The 23,696-nt window shown below is 56.9% G+C and carries 22 protein-coding genes; 2 read left to right on the top strand and 20 right to left on the bottom strand.

Going from position 1 to position 23,696, the window contains the following annotated elements:
* Positions 1-693 precede the first annotated feature (693 nt).
* Positions 694-1,011 carry a hypothetical protein gene (locus ABLV75_RS17620; protein WP_004108706.1) on the top strand — a complete coding sequence of 106 codons (318 nt, stop codon included), beginning with the start codon at positions 694-696 and terminating at the stop codon, positions 1,009-1,011.
* A 37-nt stretch (positions 1,012-1,048) separates the two neighbouring features.
* Here the strand turns inward: ABLV75_RS17620 and ABLV75_RS17615 are convergent, their stop codons facing one another.
* From ABLV75_RS17615 to ABLV75_RS17605, 3 genes are read right to left on the bottom strand one after another with little or no spacing between them, the layout of a single operon-like run.
* A complete protein-coding gene (locus ABLV75_RS17615) occupies positions 1,049-2,173 on the bottom strand; it encodes an ABC transporter permease (RefSeq protein WP_004108704.1) in 1,125 nt (374 codons plus the stop codon).
* Positions 2,173-4,902 (bottom strand): ribosome-associated ATPase/putative transporter RbbA, encoded by a 2,730-nt coding sequence (gene rbbA, locus ABLV75_RS17610; RefSeq protein ID WP_004108701.1) that lies wholly within the window; start codon positions 4,900-4,902, stop codon positions 2,173-2,175. The genes ABLV75_RS17615 and rbbA overlap by 1 nt, the downstream gene beginning before the upstream one ends.
* On the bottom strand, positions 4,899-5,966 hold the full coding sequence (locus tag ABLV75_RS17605) for an HlyD family efflux transporter periplasmic adaptor subunit (protein ID WP_023329190.1): 1,068 nt from the start codon (positions 5,964-5,966) through the stop codon (positions 4,899-4,901). Before ABLV75_RS17605 ends, rbbA begins: the two co-directional genes overlap by 4 nt.
* A gap of 532 nt (positions 5,967-6,498) precedes the next feature.
* Here ABLV75_RS17605 and ABLV75_RS17600 point away from each other — a divergent pair.
* Positions 6,499-7,896: a diguanylate cyclase gene (locus ABLV75_RS17600; RefSeq protein WP_004108697.1), complete on the top strand. Its 1,398-nt coding sequence runs from the start codon at positions 6,499-6,501 to the stop codon at positions 7,894-7,896.
* A 291-nt stretch (positions 7,897-8,187) separates the two neighbouring features.
* Here ABLV75_RS17600 and trpS read toward each other — a convergent pair whose 3' ends face one another.
* The 17 genes from trpS to ABLV75_RS17515 form a co-directional block, all read right to left on the bottom strand.
* Positions 8,188-9,195, bottom strand: coding sequence for a tryptophan--tRNA ligase (gene trpS, locus ABLV75_RS17595; RefSeq protein WP_004108695.1), 1,008 nt, complete (start codon positions 9,193-9,195; stop codon positions 8,188-8,190).
* 207 nt (positions 9,196-9,402) lie between these two features.
* The gene (gene mtr, locus ABLV75_RS17590; RefSeq protein ID WP_004108693.1) at positions 9,403-10,659 is read right to left on the bottom strand and encodes a tryptophan permease; all 1,257 of its coding nucleotides are present in this window, start codon (positions 10,657-10,659) and stop codon (positions 9,403-9,405) included.
* Between the two features lie 138 nt (positions 10,660-10,797).
* Complete coding sequence (gene tnaA, locus ABLV75_RS17585) at positions 10,798-12,186, bottom strand: tryptophanase (RefSeq protein ID WP_004108691.1); 1,389 nt, start codon at positions 12,184-12,186, stop codon at positions 10,798-10,800.
* Positions 12,187-12,309: 123 nt separating this feature from the next.
* Positions 12,310-12,405 carry a tryptophanase leader peptide gene (gene tnaC, locus ABLV75_RS17580; protein ID WP_004098218.1) on the bottom strand — a complete coding sequence of 32 codons (96 nt, stop codon included), beginning with the start codon at positions 12,403-12,405 and terminating at the stop codon, positions 12,310-12,312.
* Between the two features lie 251 nt (positions 12,406-12,656).
* Positions 12,657-12,986 (bottom strand): multidrug efflux SMR transporter, encoded by a 330-nt coding sequence (locus ABLV75_RS17575; RefSeq protein WP_004108688.1) that lies wholly within the window; start codon positions 12,984-12,986, stop codon positions 12,657-12,659.
* Between the two features lie 17 nt (positions 12,987-13,003).
* Complete coding sequence (locus ABLV75_RS17570; RefSeq protein WP_004110265.1) at positions 13,004-13,420, bottom strand: multidrug efflux SMR transporter; 417 nt, start codon at positions 13,418-13,420, stop codon at positions 13,004-13,006.
* Positions 13,421-13,439: 19 nt separating this feature from the next.
* A complete protein-coding gene (locus ABLV75_RS17565; RefSeq protein WP_064351889.1) occupies positions 13,440-14,126 on the bottom strand; it encodes a hypothetical protein in 687 nt (228 codons plus the stop codon).
* A 12-nt stretch (positions 14,127-14,138) separates the two neighbouring features.
* The gene (locus ABLV75_RS17560) at positions 14,139-14,759 is read right to left on the bottom strand and encodes a phosphate propanoyltransferase (protein ID WP_004108682.1); all 621 of its coding nucleotides are present in this window, start codon (positions 14,757-14,759) and stop codon (positions 14,139-14,141) included.
* On the bottom strand, positions 14,756-15,184 hold the full coding sequence (locus ABLV75_RS17555; RefSeq protein ID WP_004108679.1) for a BMC domain-containing protein: 429 nt from the start codon (positions 15,182-15,184) through the stop codon (positions 14,756-14,758). Before ABLV75_RS17555 ends, ABLV75_RS17560 begins: the two co-directional genes overlap by 4 nt.
* A gap of 12 nt (positions 15,185-15,196) precedes the next feature.
* Positions 15,197-16,144 (bottom strand): choline TMA-lyase-activating enzyme, encoded by a 948-nt coding sequence (cutD, locus tag ABLV75_RS17550; RefSeq protein ID WP_016807794.1) that lies wholly within the window; start codon positions 16,142-16,144, stop codon positions 15,197-15,199.
* A 56-nt stretch (positions 16,145-16,200) separates the two neighbouring features.
* Positions 16,201-19,587 (bottom strand): choline trimethylamine-lyase, encoded by a 3,387-nt coding sequence (gene cutC / locus ABLV75_RS17545; protein WP_024273679.1) that lies wholly within the window; start codon positions 19,585-19,587, stop codon positions 16,201-16,203.
* Between the two features lie 25 nt (positions 19,588-19,612).
* Positions 19,613-20,767: a 1-propanol dehydrogenase PduQ gene (locus ABLV75_RS17540; protein WP_024273680.1), complete on the bottom strand. Its 1,155-nt coding sequence runs from the start codon at positions 20,765-20,767 to the stop codon at positions 19,613-19,615.
* Positions 20,768-20,782: 15 nt separating this feature from the next.
* Entirely contained in the window at positions 20,783-21,040 is a 258-nt protein-coding gene (locus ABLV75_RS17535) for a EutN/CcmL family microcompartment protein (RefSeq protein WP_023320274.1), read from the bottom strand.
* Positions 21,041-21,066: 26 nt separating this feature from the next.
* The gene (locus ABLV75_RS17530) at positions 21,067-22,671 is read right to left on the bottom strand and encodes an acetaldehyde dehydrogenase (acetylating) (RefSeq protein ID WP_023320275.1); all 1,605 of its coding nucleotides are present in this window, start codon (positions 22,669-22,671) and stop codon (positions 21,067-21,069) included.
* Positions 22,672-22,724: 53 nt separating this feature from the next.
* Positions 22,725-23,003, bottom strand: a complete 279-nt coding sequence (locus ABLV75_RS17525; protein WP_002442217.1) for a BMC domain-containing protein — start codon at positions 23,001-23,003, stop codon at positions 22,725-22,727.
* A gap of 15 nt (positions 23,004-23,018) precedes the next feature.
* Positions 23,019-23,303, bottom strand: coding sequence for a BMC domain-containing protein (locus tag ABLV75_RS17520; RefSeq protein ID WP_004108664.1), 285 nt, complete (start codon positions 23,301-23,303; stop codon positions 23,019-23,021).
* Between the two features lie 17 nt (positions 23,304-23,320).
* Positions 23,321-23,599 carry a BMC domain-containing protein gene (locus ABLV75_RS17515; RefSeq protein ID WP_004098239.1) on the bottom strand — a complete coding sequence of 93 codons (279 nt, stop codon included), beginning with the start codon at positions 23,597-23,599 and terminating at the stop codon, positions 23,321-23,323.
* Positions 23,600-23,696: the final 97 nt, after the last annotated feature.

The following is a 23,696-nucleotide window of genomic DNA, read 5'->3' as shown; positions in this document are numbered from 1 at the left end:
CAGGCATCAAACAAGTGAAGAGCCCATCCTGACGGATGGGCTTTTTGCGTTTTTGAAGTAAATTTGCTTTTTTCCTGCCACGGGCAACATTTCTCGCTCTTGTGCGGGACGCCTGCTGTCCGAGGGTATCGCTGGCTCTCATGCGCAGAATCTATACAGATAACGTTTTATCTTTTATTGCCTGCATCATCCTTGTGAGCGTCTCTGTTTCTGTGGAGGCCGCCCCGAAAGATACCAACTAGCCGCTACGAAGAATGAAAATACATTTATGGCAGCGTTATTATTTATTGGAAAATAATCGACGATAATTTCGCTTTCTGAATGAAATAATATCCTGAGGCGTTGTTTTCTATTGATTGGCAATTGACAAAGAAATAACCATATATATAAACCTGCTTCTTAATATTTAATGTGAATTATTTAAAGAATATTTCTGTGCTAATTCTTAAGTTACTCTAATGTAAATATATTAACAAACAGGTGAGAAAACTTCGCGACGCGGCGGGCTATGGGCATAACCGCTGGACTTTTTCAGTGAAATGTCTTAGTGTCCTTAACACTTTGTTAACTCGATCTGGTTTAAGTTAATTCAAATTTGCTAAAAACATAGGGTGCATTGCCTGTATGGAAGCTAATCCGGTAACGTCTTTTGACGAATAATGCATGTTACCGGCTGGCAATATGAGAATAGTAATGAAAATTCTGATTAACTGGCCTCCTTTGCGCCAACTGATAAATTATATCCAGGAGCGTTTTACCTTTCTGGTTTTGCTCTGCTGGCCGGCGATTATCTGGCTGGTTTGTTGGCTGCTCGTATGGCTAACGGAGAGTGTAATGACGATGCTGGGCAAGTCGGTAGACCACTCATTTACCGTGAATTTACAGCCTTTTATGACGCTAAGTACGCTGCTGCGAATCTCCGTTAGCTGGGTGCTGCTGCTATTTATCCTGTTCAGCATGGCGATGGGATTCACCTGGCTCCTGCGGCGCTTTATGAACCGTAAGAAATAGAGCCGGTACGGCGACAAGCGGCGATACCGGCATGACCTCAGGCCATTTCCCCGATCGTCTTACGAAAACGCAGTAGCGCGATAGTAAAAAACACGCCACCGATAGCCAGCAGCGTCAGAAACTGCGGCCAGACGATAGAGAAATCAGCGCCTCGATAAAGAATAGCCTGCGCCAGACTAACAAAGTGGGTTGTCGGCATGGTGAGCATAATGTCCTGTACTGCCTGCGGCATACTTTCGCGAGGCGTGGAGCCGCCGGATAGCATCTGTAGTGGCAAAAGCACCAGAATCATCAGCAGCCCCAGCTGCGGCATTGAACGCGCCACCGTCCCCATAAAAATGCCGATTGAGGTGGTAGCAAACAGGCTCAGGGCTACCCCCAGCATAAATAGCGGTATTGAGCCCTCTATCGGTACCTGCAGAACCCCCTGAACCATCAGCATCAGCGAGAGCCCGGAAACCACCAGCACCACCAGCCCCATTGACCATATCTTTGCCATCATGATTTCGAACGGCGTGACCGGCATAACCAGCAGGTGCTCCACGGTACCATGTTCCCGCTCGCGTATCAGCGCCGACCCGGTCAGCACGATCGCCAGCATGGTGATATTGTTAATGATTGCCATGACGGCGCCGAAACGCTCCTGCTCCAGATTCGGGTTAAAACGCATTCTGACGGCCAGCTCAACCGGCAGCGTGCCGTTGTCCCGGTAGCGGGCGACAAAGCTGTTCACCTCGCCGGTGACAATATTCTGGATATAGCTATTGCCGGTAAACGCCTGGCTCATTCGCGTCGCGTCCACGTTAACCTGCAGCTCGGGGTGGCGTCCGGCCAGAACGTCGCGCTGAAAATCCGGCGGAATATTGATGGCGAAAGTATACCGCCCCGCATCCAGTCCGGCGTCCATCTCATCAGCTGTAATCAGCTCCGGAGGCAAAAACCAGGGCCGGTAAAAACCATTGATGATACGCGATGAAAGCTGCGACTTATCCATGTCGGCAATAGCGATAGGCGCCAGATGCAGCGAACCCGGCATGACGGTTGCGGAGGAGTAAACCGAGACGGTAAATGCGAAGACAATTAACGTCAGCATCGCTTTATCGCCCAGCAGGCTACGGAGCTCTTTCATTCCCAAATTATAAATATTGCGTAGTCCGCGCATTATCCCTCCTGTTTTTTCAACAGCCACACGCTCAGGCCCAGCACCAGCGGAACCGCGATAAGTAGCGGAATAAAGGATCCCCACAGGTCGGTCAGATTCAGCGCTTTGGAAAACGTTCCTCGCGCAATCGTCAGAAAGTGGCTGGTTGGATAAATCTGGCCAATCCAGCGCCCAGGCCCTTCCAGCGAGGCGACGGGGTCGATCATCCCGGAAAACTGCGTCGCCGGGATAAGCGTAATGATCGCGGTGCCGAAAATCGCCGCAATCTGACTTTTCATAAAGGTTGAAATCAGCAGGCCAAGTCCGGTGGCGATAGTGACGTAGAGCAGCGCGGCCAGGGTGAGCGTCAGAAAACTCCCTTTGTGCGGTACGCCAAAGACAAAGACCGACAGTGCGCAGAGCAGAAAGAAGTTAAACATCCCCAGTACGATATACGGCAGCTGTTTACCCAGCAGAAATTCGCTGCGAGTGGTTGGCGTCACGTATAAATTGATGATTGAACCAAGCTCTTTCTCGCGGACCACGCTGAGCGCGCTGAGCATCGCCGGGATCATCATCAACAGTAGCGGGATCACCGCCGGAACAATCGCCGGCAGGCTCTTCACATCCGGGTTATAGCGGTAGCGGGTCTCAATGGAAATCAGTGAAGTATCGCGATTGGGGCTAGCCTGGCGGCTGGCCATCTCCTGCAGCCAGGCCAGATGCATGGCCTGCACGTAGCCGCGCACGGTTTCCGCGCGGTTCGGCATCGCGCCGTCCACCCAGACGCCAATTTGCACCGGCGTCCCTCGGGCGATATCGCGGCCAAAGTTGGGCGGGATCTCGATAGCCACCGCCAGCTCGCCGTTGCGCATTCTTCTGTCCAGTTCACTATAGCTTTGTAGCGGTGGTTGTTCGATGAAGTAGCGCGAGCCGGCGATATTTTGCGACCATCCCTGGCTGCTGACGGTCTGGTCGCGGTCGAGCACCGCAAATCGCAGATCTTCGACGTCCATACTGATCCCGTAACCCATGATAAACATCAGGATCACCGTGCCGAGCAGCGCCAGGGTCGATCGAACCGGATCGCGGCGCAGCTCAAGCGCCTCGCGGCGACTGTAGCTAAACAGGCGCTGCAGGCTGAACGCCTGACGCGGCACACTGCTTTCGGTTTTGTGTTCTATCGCGGGAACCGCTGTAGCCTGCGCATCTGGCGGCTGCGTCGCCTCTGCCGCCTCCTGTAGCCAGGCGATAAATGCCTCTTCAAGCGTGGCCGAACCGCGCTGTTCGACCAGTGCCTGCGGCGTATCGCTGGCCAGGACTTTTCCGGCATGCATCAGCGAAATGCGATCGCAGCGTTCCGCTTCATTCATAAAGTGGGTGGAGATAAAAATGGTCACCCGATCCTGACGGGCCAGATCGACCATTAGCTGCCAGAACATATCCCTGGCCACCGGATCGACGCCGGAGGTAGGTTCGTCAAGAATTAACATTTCCGGGCGATGAATCACCGCGACCGCCAGCGAGAGCCGCTGACGAATACCTAACGGTAGCGAAGCGGGCAGGGTATCTTCTACCTCTTCCAGCATAAAGCGCTGGCTTATTTCGGCGATCCGCCCGGGGATTTCCGCATCCGGAATGTGGAACAGGCGGGCATGCAGCTCAAGGTTTTGCCGTACGGTCAGTTCGCTATAGAGAGAGAAGGCCTGCGACATATAGCCGACGCGGCGGCGGGTTTCGATATCTCTGGGATCGACCGGTTGTCCAAACAGCCACGCCTCGCCTTCGCTGGCCGGTAGTAGTCCGGTCAGCATTTTCATGGTTGTTGATTTGCCGCAGCCGTTAGATCCGAGGAAGCCGAAAATCTCGCCGCGGGCGATACGAAAGTTGACGTGATCAACAGCGACAAATTGACCGAAGCGCATCGTCAGCCCGCGCGCTTCAATCGCAATTTCGCTTTCATCGGCATTGCGCGGTGGGATGATCACTTCTTTATGCGCCAGGCGCTGGGCTTCGGGAAGCAGAGCGATAAACGCCTGTTCCAGCGTCTGACTTGCCGTATGCGCTTTAAGCTCATCGGCGCTGCCGGTTGCCAGAACTTCCCCCGCGTTCATGGCTACCAGCCAGTCAAAACGTTCCGCCTCCTCCATGTAAGCGGTGGCGACCAGCACGCTCATGTCCGGCTGACGCTGGCGAATGCTGTCGATCAGATCCCAAAACTGCGCTCGCGAGAGGGGATCGACGCCGGTGGTAGGTTCATCAAGAATCAGCAGCTGCGGGTCGTGAATAAGCGCGCAGCACAGGCCGAGCTTTTGCTTCATCCCGCCGGAGAGTTTTCCCGCCGGACGGTCGCGAAACGGCGCCAGGCCGGTACTCTGGAGCAACTCATTGATGCGGATGTCGCGTTCGGCTTTATCATGGCCGAACAGACGGGCAAAGAAATCGACATTTTCATAGACCGACAGGGTATGGTAGAGGTTCTTTCCTAGCCCCTGCGGCATCCAGGCGATTTTCGGGCAGACGTCCCGGCGATGGCGCACATCGCTCATATCGCCGCCGAGCACCATGACGTTACCGTGCTCAATCACTCGCGCGCCGGAGATCAACGATAGCAGGCTGGACTTGCCCACGCCGTCAGGCCCGATCAGGCCCACCATACAGCGGGCGGGAATGCTCAGCGTAATGTCCTTCAGCGCGACGGTTGCGCCAAAGTGCTGGCTGACGTTTTCCAGGCGGGCGACGGTTTTCATTGCGGCAACCTCACCTTCAGCGCTTCAGGCCACGCCTGCTGGTTATCCAGACGGACCCATGCCATACCGGGCAGGCCGGTCTTCACATACTCCAGATGCTCTGCCAGCAGCTCTGGCGGAATGCGGGCTTTCACGCGGAACATCAGCTTTAGCCGTTCATCGCTGGTTTCCACCGTTTTGGGCGTAAACTGCGCCACGCTGGCGACAAAACTGATATTGGCGGGAATCACCAGATTCGGCGCGGCATCAAGGATAATTCGCGCTTCGCTGCCCAGCGCCAGCAGACCCGCCTGCTCGGTCGGCAGGAAGAAGGTCATATAAACGTCGGACAAGTCGACCATATTCAGCACCCGGCCTCCCGCCGCCAGTACCTCTCCCGGTTCGGCAACGCGGTACTGAATACGGCCATCGCGCGGCGCTTTCAGCTCGCTATCGTCGATGTCGGCGATAATCCGCCGTTCGGTCGCCTGGGCGGCCTCGACCCGGGTTTGCGCCTGAATGATGCTGGTTCGCGCCGCCTCAATCGCGGCCCTGGCGGCAGAGACCTGAGCTTTCGCGGATTCCAGCGCCGCCCTGGCGCTTTCTGCCGCCGCCTGGTCGTCATCCAGCTGCTGGGCGGAGACCGCACCGCGCTGCGAGAGCGTGCTGGAGCGGACGTGGCGTTTAGCCGAGGAGTTCAGCTCCGCCTGCCGCTGCTTCACCACCGCTTCCGTGGCGCGCATTTCGCTTTGACGCTGGTCGAGCAGGGCTTTCGCGGCGGCAATCGCGCTCTCTGCTTCCTTGATTTGCGCGGCGGCCTCCAGCCGCTGTTCGTTGAGCACTCGGGTGTCCATACGCGCCAGCACATCGCCCTGACGAACAAACTGCCCCTCTTTGACCAGGATGGTATCGATACGTCCGGCGGTTTTGGTGGCAATATCGACTTCTGTGGCTTCGATTCTACCGTTACTGCTGGCAAATCCTGCCGGAACCCCCGGCGGGCGCAGCATCCACCATGCCGCAGCGGCAATCACCACTGCTAAACCAATAACGTATCCAACCCAACGTCGTTTGATTTTGTCCATACGCGACTCGCTTTTTTCCATTGGCTGAGTGGTGCGCGCTTCTCCTCCGCATGGCGAAGTTTCGTCTCTTCAGGAAAGGGAGGAATCGGGGATAAGGCCAACCGGCGCAGGGTTCCAGCAGCGCTGCTAACCGGTCAGAAGGAGGTGCGATCAATGTGGTCATCATCAGCAATCCTCGCCTTAAATGAAACACGCATATTTATTGCTACCGTCAATGTCATACTAACACCCGCGATGAGTATGTCCATATACAAAGCAGGGTCTTGTCGTTGAGTTAACATAAAAACGGTCCGCAGCGCAGTGGGTCAATATTATCCATTATGCTTATTGGGTTTTATGCTCCGGATACCGGCGCAGATAATCTTTCCGCGCTTCATTAAATCATCGTACATATAAGCTATTTTTCAGCGCTAATAACCAGAGGATATTATTCCCGGGCGACTGGTGCATTTTTAATCTGGTTGCTCCTGGAGAACTGTTGTATGATCGGCGGCCCTGAAAATACACTCACGCCGGGCGAGCGCTTTATTCAATGAAAGATGAAAGCCAAAAATATATCTCGATTATTTTTAAGGAGTGGTTGCCGCTGTACGACAGCCTGACGCCGGAAGTGAGGGCGGTACTTAAAAATATTGCCGGGCAGCAGGCGGAGGCGTTAGCGACCCGTTTTTATGATTTTATTTTCCAGGATCCTGACATCGCGCGGCACCTTAGCTATGACTTAGTTCAGGAACGGCTCAGCAGCTCGCTGGCCGGATGGGTGAAAGATATCCTGATGTGCGATAAGGAAAATTTGCAGGCGCTGGCGGAGCGGCAGTATCTGATCGGCAGCATTCATTCACGCATCGGAATCCCGGCAGAGGCGGTACTTCGCGGCGCGCGCCAGCTGAAAGCCGGGCTGATTGAAAATATCCGCGATAGTCACTTCGATCGCGAGACCAGCGTTGCCGCCATCTACTACGCCATCATGGCCATTAATATGGCGGTAGAAATGATGTGCCATGCCTATACCCTGTCGCACTATCGGGCGACGAAAAATGAAGAGGCCTACCGCCTGTATAGCCTGATGGATAACGTGCCGCTGGAATATGGCAAACAGCAGGCTTCGCTCTCCGGATGGGAAAATACCGCTATTTTTAATATTGTCAGCGATAATAAGACGGATATTAACGGGGCGTTATTATCTGATTCGGAATTTGGCCTGTGGTTCCGCCATAAATGCGTGCGTTATTTTAACAAAAATCCGCAAATGCAGGAAATCGCCGATTTAATTAGCAAGGTGGATGCGCTGTTATCCGCCTGGAAATCCTCATCTGACGGTTCTGAGTATAAAAATACGCAGGCTCTGCTGCAGGGGATCCATATCCATTGCCAGCAGATCGGCAGCCAGCTGGGCGTGCTGTTTAGCAGCCTGTCGCAGATGCAAAGCGGTAAAGATACGTTGACCAGCCTGCTGAACCGCCGCTATCTGCCGGTGGTGCTTAAGCATGAAGTGACGCTGGCGATGGAATATGAACTGCCGATGACGGTGGCGATTATCGATATCGACCACTTTAAAGAGATCAATGATAGCTGGGGTCATATGGTCGGCGACCGGGCGATTAAGCACGTTGCGGAGCTGCTCAGCGATAATATTCGCTCCAGCGATTATATCTTCCGCTACGGCGGCGAAGAGTTTCTGCTGGTGCTGGTGGAGACCGGCGCCGCGGAAGCCTTTACTATCCTCGAACGGCTGCGTAAAAAAATCAGCCAGCTGGCGTTTAGCGTTGGCGCTGACAATGAGATTTCGATTACCGCCAGCATCGGCTACGCCGTCCACTCCGGTCATCCGGATTACAATCTGCTGCTGCGCGATGCCGACAGCGCGCTGTACGTCGCCAAGCGCAATGGGCGCAACTGCGTGAAGATGCATGAAGGCGACGGGAATTAATCTGCCAATCTGCCGAGCCCTTCCCGGAGGCGGCGCGCTGCGCCTGTCCGGGCTACCTGACCGCAGGCGGCTGTGAACCTATAGCCCGGGCAAGGCGCGTCAGGCGCCGCCCCCGGGAGAGACATGGCAACGGCTTTCAATGCGGAGAGCCTTCCCGGAGACGGCGCGCTGCGCCTGTCCGGGCTACCTGATCGCAGGCGGCTGTGAACCTGTAGCCCGGGCAAGGCGCGTCAGGCGCCGCCCCCGGGAGAGATATGGCAACGGCTTTCAACGCGGAGATATTTCCACGCCTCAAAACAGCACCGGCAGCCCCAGCCCGCGTTTTACTTCATGCAGCGTCCGTTGTGTCAGTTCGTGCGCCCGTTCGCTTCCCCGGCGCAGCAGCGCCAGCAGCATGCCTTTATCCTGAATATAAGTCGCCCGACGCTCGCGTATCGGTGCCAGCAGCTCCTGTAAGCAGGTCTCCAGCGCGTTTTTGCACTGCCTGTCTCCCAGCCCTCCGCGCCGATAGTGGGCTTTCATCTCGGCAACGAAGGCCTTATCAGCATGAAAGGCGTCGAGATAAGTAAAGACCACGTTGCCTTCTGTCTGACCCGGGTCGGCAACCCGCAGGTGATTCGGATCGGTATACATAGCGCTGACCGCACGATGGATCTCCTCTTCGCTGGCCGAAAGGGTGAGCGTGTTGCCCAGCGATTTCGACATTTTGGCGTTGCCATCGATGCCCGGCAGGCGGCTGACGTCGCTGAGCAGCGCTTTGCAGTGCTGTAAGATCGGCGTCGTCGTCAGGCTATTCATTTTGTGCACGATCTCGTTGGTCTGTTCAATCATCGGTAGCTGATCGTCGCCAACCGGCACCAGTTCGGCCTTAAAGGCGGTGATATCGGCGGCCTGGCTTATGGGATAGGCTAAAAATCCCACCGGCAGCGAGCGGGAAAATCCCTTTTGCGCGATTTCATTTTTCACCGTCGGATTGCGTTCAACCCGGGCGACGGTGACGATATTCATATACAGCGCGCTGAGTTCGGCCAGCGCCGGCAGAGCGGATTGCAGGCAAATGGTGGTCTTCTGCGGATCGATACCGACGGCGAGATAATCGGCCATCACCTCAAGGATATTGCTGCTGATTTTTTGTGGGTTACTGCCGTTGTCGGTCAGTCCCTGCAGGTCCGCGACGAGGATAAACTGCTGATGGTCGTGCTGGAGCAGCACGCGCTGGCGCAGGGAACCAACGTAGTGGCCGAGGTGCAGCTGGCCGGTAGGACGGTCGCCGGTCAGGATCGTTTGGCTGGTGTTCATGAGTGACTCCTTAGGATGCTATCAGGCCGAAGGGCGACACTCAGAAACAACAAAGCCGCCTTCCGGCGGCTTTGAATAGAGGAAACGTGAAATCTTGCCGCCTGTTATGCAGGCAGCCACCAACGGCGGAGGTGAGAGATGACAACGTTTCTGTTCATCTTTTTATCCTGCCACGAAAAGTGGCGCGAGTGAAAGCCCTTTTTTCATTTAGCGATAAACCGGTAGCAGGTTAAAACTGGATAAAACATGAATTATCGCGTTGGCGCCGCCGAAGCATAAAATCAGGATAATCATGGCATTGCCGCCCCAGACCCGATAGTTCGGGCTGCCGAAACGCCTGCGCGAGGCGCGCGCCAGCAGGGCGGGGACGATAGCGGCCCAGACGGTAGCGGCGAGACCGGCGAAGCCAATGGCGTAGATAAAACCGTCAGGCCACAGCAGACCGCCGGCGATCGGCGGCAGAAAGGTCACCAGCGCGGTTTTAAACCGCCCCAGCCGGCTATCGTCAAACTTAAACAGATCCGCCAGGTAATCGAACAGGCCGAGTGTTACGCCCAGGAATGAGCTGGCGACGGCGAAGTTGGAAAAGACGGTCAGCAATAAATCGAGAGTCGAACTGTTCAGCAGGCCGCTTAAGGTCTGCACCAGCACGTCGATGTTGCCGCCTTTTTCGGCGATAGCGATAAACGCCGGGCGCGGAATATTGCCCATTGTGCCGACCAGCCAGATGATATACAGCACCAGCGCCATCAGCGTGCCGAGCAGCAGGCAGCGGCGAATGATAAGCGGGTCTTTACCGTAGTACTTCATCAGGCTGGGGACGTTGCCGTGATAGCCAAAGGAGGCCAGGCAGAACGGCAGCGTCATCAGAACGTAGGGCAGATAGGACGCATTGACCTCCGCGCGGTTAAACAGAATCGCGGGCTCCACGTGCCACATCAGACCGCCAAAGGTCATAAAGAAGGTGAGAATTTTGGCGCCCAGCACGATAGTCGTCATCCGGCTTACCGCTTTCGTACTCAGCCAGACGATAAAGGCGACGATCAGCGCGAACGCCAGCCCGCCCAGGCGTGCGGGAACCGCGAGGTTCATCTGCGCAAAAGTATGCTGAATAACTGAACCGCTGGCGGAAATATAGGCGTAGGTCAGGATATATAATACAAAGGCGACGGTCAGACCGTTGATAATATTCCAGCCGTTTCCCAGTAAATCTTTCGTAATCGTGTCGAAGCTGGCGCCAATATGATAATTGAGATTGGCTTCGAGGATCATTAGCCCGGAATGCAGCATGCAAAACCAGGTAAAGATAAGCGCCAGCAGCGACCAGAAAAACCAGGCACCGGACATCACCACCGGTAAAGAAAACATGCCTGCGCCAATAATCGTGCCGCCGATAATCATCGCTCCGCCAATCAGCGATGGTGTATTAGTTGAGACCGCTTTTGAGACTGATAATGTAGCCATAAGGTGCATTCCTCACGTGGCTATATAGTAAATAACGGGCTGCGGGCAAACGGCTACCCGGCGCAACCCGAATAATTGAGCTTAAAGAGATGGATTTTAAATAATGGCGCTCCCGTTGCGAGAGCGCCGTGATGCGGTTTATTTCACCGGTTTCAGTCTGGCGACGAAGTGGCGCAGTACCGGCGGTTCATAGGTAAAGGTCAGGCCCTTAATCGTGGCGGCGCGCGCCTTAACGGCGATCAGCGCATCAGCGATATAGTCCATATGATCGTTGGTATAAACCCGACGCGGAATGGTCAGGCGCAGCAGCTCCATCGGCGACGCCTTCTGCTTACCGGTTTCCGGGTCGCGTCCCAGCAGCAGGGAGCCGATTTCCACGCTGCGAATGCCCGCTTCCAGATACAGCTCGTTGTTTAGCGCGTGCGCCGGGAACTGCTCCGGCGGAATATGCGGCAGCAGCAGCTTAGCATCGACGAACACCGCATGGCCGCCGGTCGGATACTGAATCGGAATGCCGCCTTCGCGCAGGCGTTCACCGAGGTACTCCACCTGATTGATGCGATAAGCGAGGTAATCCTCGTTGGTCCCTTCTTCCAGACCGATAGCCAGCGCCTCCATATCGCGCCCCGCCAGGCCGCCGTAGGTGACAAAGCCTTCCATCGGCACGCAGCGAATGCGCACTTCGTTGAAGAGCTCTTCGTCATCGCGGAAGCAGCACAGTCCGCCAATATTCACCATCGGGTCTTTCTTGGCGGACATGGTCAGCATATCGCCGTACTGGTACATCTCGAGAATAATCTCTTTCACCGATTTATCGGCATAGCCCTCTTCGCGCTGTTTAATAAACCAGGCGTTTTCGCAGAAGCGGGCGGAGTCGATTACCACCGGAATATTGTTCTGGCGCGCAATTTGATACACCTCGCGCATATTCGCCAGCGATACCGGCTGGCCGCCGGAACTGTTACAGGTGACGGTAGTAATAATCGCCGCCACGTTTTCCGCGCCGTGCTCGGCGATGGTCGCTTTCAGTAAATCAATATCAAAGTTGCCTTTCCAGTCGTACCACGAGGTCGTGTCGAAGGCTTTCGGCGTCACCACGTTAATGGCTTTTGCGCCGTTAAGCTCCACGTGAGCGGCGGTAGTATCGAAGTGGAAGTTGGAAATAAACACCGGATGCGCCGACTTGCGGCGAGCAATCAGGCTTGGGAACAGAATCTGCTCCGCGCCGCGCCCCTGGTGGGTGGGAATGGTATACGGATAGCCGATAATCTCTTTGACCTTTTCACACAGATGCTGATAGTTACGCGACCCGGCGTAGGCTTCGTCGCCCATCATCAGCCCGGCCCATTGATGGTCGCTCATCGCGCCGGTGCCGGAGTCGGTCAGCAGGTCGATATACACGTCCTGGCTATTGAGCAAAAACGGGTTATAGCCCGCCTCTTCCAGCGCTTTGACGCGATCGTCAAAGGTGGTCATACGAATATTTTCGACCATTTTAATGCGGAACGGCTCAGGGATACGTTTCATTTATTTTCTCCATGGGAATGCTGTGCCGCGTCTGGCTATTTGGCGACAAGTAATGGGCGCAACAAATAGCGACTAAACGCAGTGCTGAATTAATTTTTTTAGGGAGTAAACAGCAGCGGAGAATTAACGAGGGAAGTCGTTGGAGATGCGGTGATCTAAATTATACCAGTCGTCCAGGCCGCCCTGGGCGATGAGGCGATAAATCGATTTTTGCGTCATGACATCGTCCTCTGTGGTTGAAGGGATGCCATAAAAATAAGGTAATATGAGAAAATAACCACGATTAAAATCACAAAAAATTAGTTATTGATAAGTGGAGTATAAAAATTTGACGCTCGTCGTATTTTTAGCGTTATTGATTATTTGGTTAGCAGGCGATGGTTTTTTGTTTTTTTAATTGTGCCAATGACGGCTTATTTAGTAGGGGTATTTAGCGCCTTCACCGCAATAAATGAAGGCGCAGGAGTGACTTACATGCTGGAAAAGACGTTCATAATGATGCCGCCGGAGATGATCAGCACCATGGCGAGGATGGCCGGAATATCCGGTTTCTGCTTATAGAGGATCATCGAGCAAATCGTGACGCCGACGATACCAAAGCCGCACCATAACGAGTAGGCGACGCCGACCGGAATAGTGCTCATCGCGCGGGTGAGGGCGAAGTAGCACAGGCCGTAGGCGCAGACCACCAGCACCGACGGCGCCAGTTTACTGAAGCCGTTGGTCTTTTTGATCATCGACGTGCCGGTGATTTCGGAGCCGATAGACAGCGCCAGCCATAAAAATCCGAGGTTAAACATATGCGATTCCTTTTCAGTTAGTTGGCGACTTTTTTGTCCAGCGATGAAGCAGCCGAGGGTTCTGCGGGCGCTTCCTCGCTCTCTTCGCTACCCATTTTGGAAAACAGATTCATGATCACAATACCGCTGGCGATAACCGCCATGCCGATAATGGCGGCGGTATCCGGGTGCTGGCCGTAAAACGCCATTCCCAGCGTCGATACCACGAGGATGCCGGTACCGGACCAGGTGGCATAGGCCAGACCGACGGGAATATCTTTCACCGCGCGGGACAGCGAGTAGTAGCAGGTGCAATACAGCAGCACCAGCAGCCCGAGCAGCAGCATTTTGGTTATCCCTTCACTGCTGCCGAACATTTTGAGGGTGGAGGTGGCTGAGGTTTCAGAAACGATAACCAGCAGCATCCATAGCCAACACTTTGTTTTTGAAGACATAAGTTAAACTCCGGGTTTACTATTTAAGGTAAGGTTCTTTTTTTCTGCTTTTTATAAAATCGATAGCGGCATCGGTTAACTGCGCTTGAGGCGCACCGGCCAGCGCCGGATTATTCACCACGTCTGTGACAGTGAGATAACGGCGCGGACCGCTCGCCGGCGCCACCGTTGCTTCGCGACCCGACGCCAGCTTCTCCAGCAATTCGTTCATGGTGCACAGCGTGACGCCGCATTCGGCCAGGCGGGAAAGCGTGGCCTGCATATGCCCGGCGTAAGCGGTATCAGGCTGCGCGCCCCGCAGCTGGTTAAGCTCGCTGGCGGGATCGCAGTGATAGCGCAGCGCCAGCACCGGCAGACCGCTCAGCAGAGCATCGTGCACGCGGCGGGCAAGGGGACTGTGCAGAGAACCATTCACCAGATCCGCCGCCAGCGGGTAGTCGAGAAATGGCAGCAGCAGCGCTTTATACGCAGCGGACGGCAGCCCATATTGCCAGTCAGCCGCCGGTAGCGTTTTACCGATACTCTGCCACTGCTCGCCGTCGTCAATGCCGCTATCCAGCGCTAGGTGCAGGCTCTCGCCGCAGCCGGCCAGCCGCTGGCGAATAGCGTGCCGGTAGCCCGCCGCGGCGGTCACCATTACCAGTACCGGCGGCCGCAGACGCTGGACAATGCGTTCAACCAGCGCTTCCATCTGTTGGTTGGTCATGGCGAGCCTCCGTTAGCCGATGAGCGCGACCTGCGCGCCGTTTTTCAAGCCGGCGGCGTTGGCTTCTTCGGTATCAATATGAAACTCCAGCGCGAAGTCTTCGCGTACCCGCACGACTACTTCATCGAAGGTCAGCTGGCGTTCACCGTTGCTGCGGACGCTAACCTTCTGACCGTTGGTGACGTTCAGCTGGCGGGCGTCCTGCGGCGACATATGGATATGCCGCCAGGCGCAGATCACCTGAGACCGCAGTTCAACGTGGCCTGCCGGGCCGATCAGCAGCGCGCTGCCCGCATTCTCCAGCTGGCCGGATTCGCGAACCGGTGCTTTGATGCCGAGGGTAAAGCAGTCGGCGCGGGAGATTTCCAGCTGCGATACCGGGCGGGTTGGGCCGAGGACGCGCACGTGGGTGAGCGAGCCCTTCGGACCGACCACAGTGACGCACTCCTGGGCGGCGAACTGTCCCGGCTGACGCAGCGGCTTAAACGGCGTCAGGACATAGCCCTTGCCAAACAACGCTTCGACGTCCTGCTGCGCCAGATGGACGTGACGGTTAGAGATGCCGACCGGGATAGCCGGCGCAACGTGGCTCAGGCGGGCGGCGATTTTTTCATGGAGCAGGGTGTCGATCATGCCTTCTTCCCTTTCCTCATCGCCGCGTTTTTATCTTCTGTCGCCGCGGGCGCGGCGGCGGGCTCAGTGGGTTCCCTTGTTTCCACAGCGGCGGGTGCGACGATTTCAGCCTCAAGCGGGGCTGCAGCGGCAGCTTTCGCACGCGGCGGATGGCCTTTGAGGGTGCTGAGGGCTTCCACGACGCTGCGTTCCGGACGAGCAATCGTCAGGGATTTCACCTGCGGGTCGATAAGCTCAGCGACGGCCACGCCGCGTTCGATGGCGGTGTGAATCGCGCTGATCTCCCCCTCAAAGCAGACGCTAACCAGCCCCGATCCGACTTTGCGGTAGCCAAAGCAGGTCACTCCTGCGCTTTTACAGGCGGCATCTACGGCCTGAACGGCGGCAACTAACCCTCGCGTTTCAATTACGCCTAAACTTTTCATTGTCGGCTCCTGTTAATGGCGGACTAAGCGAATATCAAAATCAAACTGCGTGAAGAACGTTTCCAGCCGGTCTAACTCTTCGGCGGAATATGTCGGGTCCCGGGCGATGGGGTAGGGCATATCGAGGCGCTCATATTTTTTGCGCCCGAGCTGGTGGTACGGCAGCATATCGATGCGGCGGATATTTCCGCGCTTCGCCAGCTTTTGTACATAATCAATGGCCCCGGTAATGGCATCGAACGAGTCGTTATAGCCGCGAACCAGCGGCATGCGGATAATGACGTTAGCGCCGGAATCCACCAGCCACTCCAGGTTGCGGCGAATGCCTTCGTTACCAATGCCAAATAACGCTTTATGGTGCTCGCTATTAATTTGCTTAATATCGAATAAGAAGGTGTCGGTCACCGGCGCCAGCTTTTGATAATTAGCCAGCGGCGTAGTGCCCTGCGTTTCCACGGCGGTATTGAGCATCATCTTTTTGCATTCGCTAAAGAGCGCTACGGCAAAATCGGTCTGCAGGCTCATTTCTCCGCCGCCGATGGTGACGCCGCCGCCGGAGGAGATATAAAAGTCGTAGTCCTGCATGATGATCTCCATCAGTTCGCTGACGGTGACATCTTTACCCATAATATCCAGCGCGTTCTGCGTGCAGATCTCTTCGCACTTGCGGCAGCCGATACAGTCTTTATTGCGGTTGACGAAGTGCTTCATTTCGCCGTTTTCCTCCGCCCGATAATGAATTCCCGCCGGGCAGACGTTGACGCAGTCGCCGCAGTTAATGCATTTATCCTGGGAGAACATCACCTGAAACTGGCTATTCAGCCCTTCCGGGTTAGCGCACCACGGGCAGCGAATATTGCAGCCTTTGAAAAAAACCAGCGTGCGGATCCCATCGCCGTCATAGATCGAATATTTCTGAATATTGAATATTCGCCCGGTTAATTCTTGTTTTGCGCTCACATTTACCTCCAGAAATACGATCGGGACATCCGTGTCCAAAAACGTCCGTGTTTTTATCAGAACTTCTCAATTACCGTACGGCTGATAATCTCGTCCTGAACTTCTTTGCACAGCTCAACGAAGTAGGCGCTGTAGCCCGCGACGCGGACGATCAGATCGCGGTATTTTTCCGGCTCCTGCTGGGCTTTTTTCAGCACTTCGTTATCGACATAGCTGAACTGCATCTGGCCATTGCCGAGAATCGACGCGGTGCGCAGCAGGGTAATCAGGCCGTGACGACCTTCCGGGGTATCCAGCAGCCCTTTGAGGAACTTGAAGTTGTGCACCATGCCGATATTCATGGTTTCGACGTTCATCTTGCTCACCGACTTGATGATCGCCGTCGGACCCTGCTTATCCGCGCCCTGAGTCGGGCTGATACCGTCGGAGAGCGGCATCCACGCCAGGCGACCGTTCGGCGTGGCGTTGGTCAGCTCACCGATCGGCGTGTTGTTGGAGATGGATAGTGTGCCGTGGCTCAGGGTGGAGTAGAGCATCTTGTACTTACGGCACTCGCGCTCGGTCCACTCGGTGATATCCAGTGCATACTGGTCAACGTAGTTATCATCGTTGCCGTATTTCGGCGCGTTAAGGCAGTCGCGACGCAGGCCTTCAAAGCCTTCGAAGTTCGCCAGCAGCGCGTCGCGCATCTGCTCAAGGGTGTATTTCTTATCTTCAAACACCAGCTTACGAATCGCCGCCATGGAATCGACGTAGGTCGCCAGACCGGAGAAGATCAGCCCCGGGCCGTGGTTGATCATCGCGCCGCCGGCGGCAACGTCTTTCCCTTTTTCCATGCAGCCTTCTACCAGCAGCGACATCAGCGGCTTCGGCGCCACGTCGCGGTGCACGCGCTGGCTGATGACCGTACCGATCGCCGACAGGCGTACGATATGGGCAATCTGTTTTTTCACCGCCGCGTCGAACGCTTCGAAGGTGTGCAGGTCGCGCAGGTCGCCGGTATCCAGCCCCTGATAGCTGTCAAACAGCACCATCCGACCGCGGTTTAAAACGAACTCAATGGCGATGGGCCACTGGGTGTAGCCGGTGGAGGTCCACTGGTAGATGCGGCCGGATTTCTGCGGCTCAACGCAGCCCATCAGGCAGTAGTCGCGGGCGTCTTCGAAATCGAAGCCTTTTCGCAGCATCATCTTGATATGGGAGTCGTCGAAGTGGCAGGCCGGGAAGCCCATCCCCGCTTTGACGACGTCGACGATTTTTTCCATATACTTCTGCGGCGACTGGTTGTGAATACGGCAGGCCAGCGACGGCTGGTAAACCTTCACGAAGCGCACGGCGTCCATGATCAAATAAGTCAGGTCGTTACAGGCATCGCCGCCGGAGCGCTTCTGACCGCCGACGGTCAGGTTGATAAACGGCTGATAGCCGGCGAAATATTTCGCCCCCAGCTCGCTGGACATCCACATCAGCTCGGCGCATTTGATGATAAACGCCTGCAGCAGCTCCAGCGCGGTGTCGTGAGTCAGGCGGCCTTCGCGGATATCGGCTTCAAACATCGGGTAGCAGTACTGGTCTACGCGACCCAGGGACAGCCCGGTCTGGTTCTCTTCAATTTCAAACAGCGATTCCACGGTCCAGATGCTCTGCAGTGCCTCCTGCAGCGTTTTCGGCGGGTTCGCCGGCACGTTCTGGTTCACCTCAGCGATGGTCAGTAGCTCGGCGCGGCGCTGGGCGTTCTGTTCAACGGCGGCCAGTTCGCGGGCGCGGGCGGCGATGCGGTGTGCGTAGTTAATCACCCCTTCGCAGGTTTCAATGGCCGCCTTGTAGTAGTAAATACGGTCGATATCTTCCGGGTTTTCCATGCTCAGGCTGGCAAGATGCGCCTCGGCGTCGGCTTTAATGCCGTTCATCCCTTTGGTAAACAGCAGCACATCGTAGCCCGGGCAGGTGTCGCCGCCGCCGTTGATCTGGTGGTAGGAGAGGTCGCTGACGAAGGTTTCGCCGCTGAATGCCCATACGCCCGCTTCGCGGTACTGGGCTTCGCAGATTTCGTCCAGCGAGCGGCCTTCCCAGAACGGTACGATCTCTTCGCGGATGGTTTTCTTATCTGCTTCGCTGATCTCAAACGGATCCTGCGGACGGGTGCTCATGGTGTCGAGTTCGTCGCGCACCCAGCGCCAGGCGATATCCGGCGAGAAGGCGCCCGCGCGCGGCTTGCCGCACGGATGACCGACGATCAGCTCATCATCCTGAATCAGAATTGGCGCGGTTTCGCAGGCGTGGCGGAAGGCTTTGGCGCGCAGCAGAATTGTCGGCATGCCGGGGTTGGCTTTGACCACTTCGGTAAAGGCCAGCGCGCGATAGATAGAGACGCTCGGGCGCACGGTCAGGTAGTGGTTGCGCAGGCGCTGCATGCGCGGAGTCAGCCCTTCTGCTGCCGGCGTATCGCCGGCGGCGGCAAACGGGGCGGCGGAAACGTGTTGTACTCCCTTGAACAGACGCACCGGCAGATTCAGGGCGCTCAGGTTTTGCTGCGCGCTGAGGAACATGTCGGAGAGTTCGTTGATGCGCGCATTCTCAAGGCTTGCGCCGTGCAGCATGGCGTCAAACATCGGATAACCGTCGAGCGCGCAGGCGGCGCGCACTTCGCACAGTTCCGCCAGCTTGAACCACAGCGATTCGACGATTTCATACGCCTGCTGCGGGGAGAGCGCGCCGTTGTTGATATCGTGCTGGTAGTAAGGGAGCAGGGCTTTGTCGGCGCCTTCCGGGTTGACGGCGTAGCTGCCGTTATCCAGCTGGAGCGCCAGCTGGAACAGATAAAAGGCCTGGCACGCCTCTTTGAAGCTGCGCGCCGGATGCGCCGGAACATGGTGCAGAATGGCGGCGCTGTCCAGCAGTTCTGCTCGGCGGTAAGCGTTGGTTTCCGCGGCGGCCAGCTGTTCCGCGCTGTTGGCCAGGTTTTGCGCCAGCGCCAGCAGGGCATCGCAGGCGTAGATGGCCGCACGGCAGCCGTTGACTTCGTCCATGCCGCTGCGGCTGACGGCGCTGCCCAGCGCGCGGGTTTTCTCTTCCAGCTGATGTTTTATCGCCAGTACGCCTTTTTCGACCACCAGCTTGTAATCCGGGGAGTCGAGATCGCTATTCAGATTGAGAAACTGGAACGCGGACGGGCGACGGGCGGCGCTCTCGTCGTGGAAAATCGCCCCGTGCGGTTTGCGGGTCTGGTTGCCGACGATCAGCTCGTCGGCGCTGATGCACAGCGGCAGCTGGCGCATCAGTTCATAGAAACGGCGCGCCGGTTTGACGGCGGCGGGAACCCCGGCGATATCGCCATCAAGGGCGTTGAGCGTGGTGGCATGTTCGGTGCACAGGGTGCTTTTTTGTGAGAGTAAACGTTCTGCCAACACTTTGACGCGCGGCGTTAAGCTGTAGTGTGCCATGGGTAAGGTTCTCCAAATCTTGTTATCAGTGGCCCTGAACGGCGTTGCCGGTCCATGCCCGGCGATAGAGTTCGGTCAGTGCGTGAGCATCCGGCGCGCGTGGGTTCGTCGGGGTACAGCTGTCGCGTAACGCCTGGCCGACCATCTCCGCCAGCCGTTGTTCAAACTCGTCTGCAAGGACGCCAGTATCGCGGATGCCGGCCGGCATGCTCATTTCGTCTTTAAGCGCCTGAATGGCGACCAGCAGACTGGCGACGCCCTGGCGGGTAGTGGCCGCAGGCAGATCCAGCAGATGGGCTAATCGGGCATATTTGCGGGCGGCATCGGTATCGCACAGCCCGTGATAATCGGCGTTCCAGGCCACCACGTCCGCCATCAGCAGGGCGTTGGCGCGACCGTGGGGGACACGAAACACGCCGCCGAGCGCGTGGGCAAGGCTGTGGGTAATGCCCAGCGAGGCGTTGGTGAAGGCCATGCCCGCCATGCAGGAAGCGTTGTGCATCTTTTCCCGCGCCAGCAGATCGCCACCGTTGCGCCAGCAGGTCGGCAGAAAGCGAAATACCTGCTGCACCACTTTCTCCGCCAGCGCATCGGAAAAGTCGCTGGCGGCGCGGGAGACATAGGCTTCCAGCGCGTGACACAGCACGTCCATCCCGGTATCGGCGGTGATCGCCGGCGGCACCGAGGCCACCAGCGCCGGGTCAAGAATGGCGATATCCGGCAGCAGCGACGGGTCCACCAGTACCAGCTTCTCGGCGTGGGCTTTTACCACTGAAAAGGCGGTGACTTCAGAGCCGGTGCCGCTGGTGGTGGGGATCGCCACAAAGCAGGGCGGCTCGCGGTGAGCGTCCGGACGGGTTTGCGCCAGGGCGAAAATAACCGCTTTGGCTGCATCAATCACCGAACCGCCGCCCAGCGCGATAACCAGATCCGGATAGCTGGTATCCATCCGCTTCATACCGCGCACCACGGTGGCGATATCCGGGTCGGCCACCACGTCGTCCCAGACCTGGAAAGCGATGCCGCGCGCATGGAGGATCTGCGTGACGCGATCGGCGAGGCCAAACTTAACCATCGCCTGGTCGGTGACCAGCAGCACGTTGCGGGCGGGCAGCTCGTTCAGGATGGCAAGCGCATCCTGACCAAAGCGAATCCGGGGTTTCAGCAAAAATTCACTCATTGGGTTATTGACTCCTTAAGCGTCCCGAAACACGTTCTCGACAATGGCGACCACCGACATGGCCTTGTAGTGCTCTTTGTTGAGCGCCAGGTACTCTTCGGCCAGCACGATGTCGTGCATACCGGCGCCGACGCTATCAACGGCAACCCAGGTCTGGTCTTTCATCGGCTGCTGGTCATCATCTAATTTGACGATCAGCAGCAGGTTGCTGCCCCTTAGCTCATCGCACTTCTGCGTGGCGACGACATGTCCGACTACCTTTGCGAGAATCATTGTTTTTATCGCCTTATATCAATGTGTTACTTACCAAGGCGTTCCAGCACCTGGCGGATGACGCGTTCCACGTTTTGCTCATTAATCTCGCTGTCCGCGCCGACGGCGGCGGCAGTCGCAAAGCGATCGTCGGCGCTGGCCGGGTGGGCTGCGGTGGCGGCGGTCGCTGGGGCGTTAAAACGTTCATCGTCGAAGATGCTGCGGTTCGGGCCGGACGCCGGGCTGACGATGGTCGGCTGCGGTTCCGGGCGGCTACCCGGCGCGCGCAGTTCATCGATGGAGCGAACGCCGTAGCCCACTTTGCGGATGTTGAGCAGGTTCATCGGTCCGACGTTATCTGAGCTGGAGCCGCCGCCGACTGCGCCGCAGCCGAGGGTCAGGGCCGGAGTGATATTGGTGGTCGCGCCGATGCCACCCAGCGCCGCCGGGGTGTTGATCAGAATGCGGTTAACCGGTTTTTCCAGGCAGAACTGGCGGATGACGTCCTGATTGCGGGTGTGGATCACCAGCGTGTGGCCGAGGCCTTCGTTGGTCAACAGTTCCACGACGCGGTGACAGGCGGCTTTCCAGTCCTCTTCGACGTACAAGCCGAGTACCGGGCACAGTTTTTCCCGCGAGTAGGGGTTGGTATGCGATACCGTGGTCTGCTCGGCAATCAGCACTCGGGTGCTGGCCGGGACGCAGAAACCGGCCATCTGGCTCAGATAGAGCGCGGTTTTACCCACCACTTTAGGGTTGATGGTGCCGTTAGGACGCAGCAGCAGGGCCGCCATTTTCGCCGCTTCGTTTTCGTTCATGAAGTACGCGCCCTGCGCTTCCAGTTCGCGATGCACTTCGTCGTAGATGCAGCGTTCGACGATAATCGACTGCTCGGAGGCGCAGATCACGCCGTTATCGAAGGTTTTACTGGTGATGATATCTTTCACTGCGTGGGGGATATCGGCGCTGCGTTCGATAAACGCCGGGCCGTTACCCGGACCGCCGCTAATGGTCGGCGTGCCGGACGCGTAGGCGGCGCGCACCATGCCTTCGCCGCCGGTCGCCAGGATCAGCGACACGTCTTTGCTGTGCATCAGCTCTGAGGTGGCTTCGAGGGTCAGTTGGCTAATGGCGTCGACGCTACCGGCAGGCGCCCCTGCCGCTTCCGCCGCGCGCTTCACGATTTCAATCGCTTTCCAGCTGCACTGGCGGGCGCCGGGATGCGGGGAGAAGATAATCGCGTTGCCGGCCTTCAGGGCAATCAGCGTTTTGTAGATGACCGTGGAGGTCGGGTTGGTCGACGGTACCAGCGCACAAATCACCCCCAGCGGCACGCCCACGTCCATCACTTTTTGTAGCGGATCGTCATGAATGATGCCGACGGTCTTCATATCTTTGATGGCGTCGTAGACGCGCAGCGAGGCGAAGCGGTTCTTCAGCACTTTGTCCTGCCAGTTGCCAAAACCGGTTTCTTCCGCGGCCATTTTCGCCAGCGCTTCGGCATGATGCGCTGCTTCCTGGGCCACGTTCTTCACGATGGCGTCGATTTGCTGCTGCGAAAAGGTGGCCAGAATCGCCTGCGCCTTTTTGGCATTGCGCACCAGTTCCCGGGCGTTCTGCCGGGACTGCAAATCGTTATCCAGTTCAATCATGAGTCTATCCTTCATCAGACTAAAAGAGTGGAGACGGGGCGCGCCCTGTCAGGTCATGCTTTGTGCTGCGCCGCGATTTTTTCGATGTCGTTATGCGGACGCGCGATGACGCGAGAGGTGACGACTTCGCCGATGCGTTTTGCCGCTTCCACGCCGGAATCTACCGCGGCATTCACCGCGCCGACGTCGCCCTTCACCATCGCGGTGACCAGGCCGGAGCCGACGTTTTCATAGCCAATCAGCTCAACGTTAGCGGCTTTGCACATCGCATCCGCCGCTTCAATACAGGCCACCAGACCTTTGGTTTCGATAAGCCCTAGCGCTTCTTTCATCAGGTTTTTCTCCGGTTAATCTATGATTTTGTAATGCGAGACGATTTTGTTGATGTCGTTATGCGGGCGGGCGATAACCAGAGAAGTCACCACTTCGCCGATGCGCTGCGCGGATTCGACGCCGGAATCCACCGCCGCTTTCACCGCGCCGACGTCGCCCTTCACCATCGCGGTGACGAGGCCGGAGCCGACGTTTTCATAGCCAATCAGTTCAACGTTGGCGGCTTTACACATGGCATCCGCCGCTTCGATACAGGCCACCAGACCTTTGGTTTCGATCAGACCTAATGCATCACCCATTTGCGTTCTCCTGGCCATCAGGCCTTGTGTTTAATGACGATTTTGTTGATGTCGTTATGCGGACGAGCGATAACCAGCGAGGTCACCACTTCACCGATGCGCTGCGCGGATTCCACGCCGGAATCCACAGCCGCTTTCACTGCGCCGACGTCGCCCTTCACCATGACGGTCACCAGCCCCGAGCCGATGTTTTCATAGCTAATCAGCTCGACGTTGGCGGCTTTACACATCGCATCCGCGGCTTCAATGCAGGCCACCAGACCTTTGGTTTCGATAAGCCCTAATGCATCACCCATGGTTTCTCCTCCAGAACAGGTTTTGTGATTCGGAAAACCGACCGCGTAACGGCGTCAGGACGCGGATGCGGCGTTCGGGGTTCACTATAGGGAATGG

Origin of the sequence: Klebsiella sp. CN_Kp066 (genome assembly GCF_040065135.1) — a bacterium.
GTDB classification, from domain to species: Bacteria; Pseudomonadota; Gammaproteobacteria; order Enterobacterales; family Enterobacteriaceae; genus Klebsiella; species Klebsiella oxytoca.
Note: the sequence above shows the minus strand (reverse complement) of the source record. Positions and strands in the feature narration are given on the sequence as shown.